The sequence below is a fragment of the Micromonospora sp. NPDC049799 genome, assembly GCF_040656655.1.
Classification (GTDB): domain Bacteria; phylum Actinomycetota; class Actinomycetes; order Mycobacteriales; family Micromonosporaceae; genus Micromonospora.
On the sequence record NZ_JBFAMU010000744.1, the window covers coordinates 1 to 1,860 of the forward strand.

Here is a 1,860-nt window from a genome sequence, read left to right on the forward strand (position 1 = left end):
CGCCCCCCGCCCCCAAGCAGGGCGGGGGGGGGGGGGGCCCCCCCCGCCCCCGCCCGGCCCGGGCGCCCCCCGCGGCTGGTCGAGTCGGCGAAGTACGCGCCCAGCGGCCCGACGCTCATCGCCGCCCCGTTGCCGCAGGAGCCCTGCCCGTCGAAGGCGGACGCGGCGGCCACCGGCCACGGGGTGCCGGTGCGGATCAGCCGCAGGATCCGCACCGCGCCCGGCCCGTAGCCCCGGTACGGCTCGCACCGAGACGCGAAGGCGAGCGCGAGGGCGTCCCGGTCGATGCGGCCGGCCTCCGCGAGCGCCGCCACCACCGAGCAGGCCATCTCGGTGTCGTCGGTCCACTGCCACGGTGGCGGGGGCAGGCGGCCGGCGGCGAGATCGGCCGGACGCACGCCGGGAACGAAGAACTGGGAGCCGAGAGCGTCGCCGACCGACAGGCCGGCGAGGGCGTCCCGGGCGAGCGCCAGGCGGCTGTCGGCGAAGAGCGTGAACGACATCGTCGTACCAGCTTGCCCGGTTGCGGGGTGTGCCGCAACGCGATCAACTTGCCACGCCGAGTACGTTCTTGGGGTGGCCACCGTGCTCCTGGTCGAAGACGACCACGTCGTACGCGGCGCGATGCTGCGTTCCCTCGCCGACCGGGGCCACGCCGTGCACGCCGTCGGCACCGCGCTGGACGCGCTGCGGCGGGTCGCCGCCGAGACGCCGGACCTGGTCGTCCTCGACCTCGGTCTGCCCGACCTGGACGGTTCGGACGCGCTGCGGATGCTGCGCGGCATCACCGACGTGCCGATCATCATCGCCACCGCCCGGGACGACGAGCAGTCCGTCGTACGACTGCTGCGGGCCGGCGCCGACGACTACATGGTCAAGCCGTTCACCGGCGCGCACCTCGACGCCCGGATCACCACGGTGCTGCGGCGCGCCGGGCGCGCCAGCCGTACGGTGCAACCGGCGGTGCACACCGTCGGCGGGCTCCGGGTCGACGTGGGCGAACGCAGCGCCCTCCTCGACGGCGAAGCCCTCGCACTGACCCGCAAGGAATTCGACCTGCTGGCGTATCTCGCCGCGCGACCCGGGCGGGTAGTGTCCCGCCGGGAGCTTTTGGAGGAGGTATGGCGGCAGCCGTCGGTCGGCGAGGACCAGACCATCGACGTTCACCTGTACTGGCTGCGCCGCAAAATGGGCGAGTCCGCGGCGAAGCCGCGCTACCTGCGCACCGTGCGGGGGGTGGGCTTCCGACTGGTGGCGCCGGACTGAGGCGAACGCTGGCCCTGCTCACGGCCGGCATGTGCACCCTGGTCGCGCTGGCGTTCCTGGTCCCGCTCACGGTCAACCTCGGCGACCGGGCCCGCGAGGAGGCGCTCGCCGACGCGGCCCGGCGCAGCGCCCTGGTCACCGGCGCCCTGGCGGTCAGCACCGACGCCGACGTGGTGCGGCGCGCCGCGGAGGCCACCGGTGACGACCCGGCGACCCGCCCGCTCGTGCGCGGGCTGGGCGGCGACGAGTCGTCCGGCCGGGCCACCGACGCGGACCTGGAACAGGCCCGCACCGACGGCCGGTCCCTGGTGGTGGACGTCGACGGCGGAGTGGTCCGCCTCGACCCGGTGGTGCTCGGGGACACCACGGCCGTGGTCGAGGTGTTCGTGCCGGAGTCCGCGCTCGGCGGCGTGTCCACCACCCGGTGGGTGCTGCTGCTGGGGGTGGCCGCCGCCCTGGTGGGCGCCACGGTGCTGGTGGTCGACCGGGTCGCCGTACGCGCGGTCGACTCGGCCCGTGGCCTGGTCCGGGCCGACGACGAACGTCTCGAACCGGGCCGCGGACTTGATGCCCTGGTTGAGCAGGAACGCGATG

2 protein-coding genes and 1 pseudogene are annotated in these 1,860 nt (G+C 75.3%); 2 read left to right on the forward strand and 1 reads right to left on the reverse strand.

What is annotated here, in order from left to right; translation table 11 throughout:
- The coding region (locus AB0I76_RS29015) for an ADP-ribosylglycohydrolase family protein (protein WP_357042069.1) at positions 1–503 on the reverse strand (503 nt) is incomplete at its 3' end.
- Between the two features lie 73 nt (positions 504–576).
- On the opposite strand from AB0I76_RS29015, the gene AB0I76_RS29020 reads away from it, so the two are divergent.
- Together AB0I76_RS29020 and AB0I76_RS29025 are read left to right on the forward strand one after the other, a co-directional pair.
- Positions 577–1,266: a response regulator transcription factor gene (locus AB0I76_RS29020; RefSeq protein WP_357042072.1), complete on the forward strand. Its 690-nt coding sequence runs from the start codon at positions 577–579 to the stop codon at positions 1,264–1,266.
- A 29-nt stretch (positions 1,267–1,295) separates the two neighbouring features.
- A pseudogene (locus tag AB0I76_RS29025) lies at positions 1,296–1,860 on the forward strand (hypothetical protein); the annotation flags it as partial.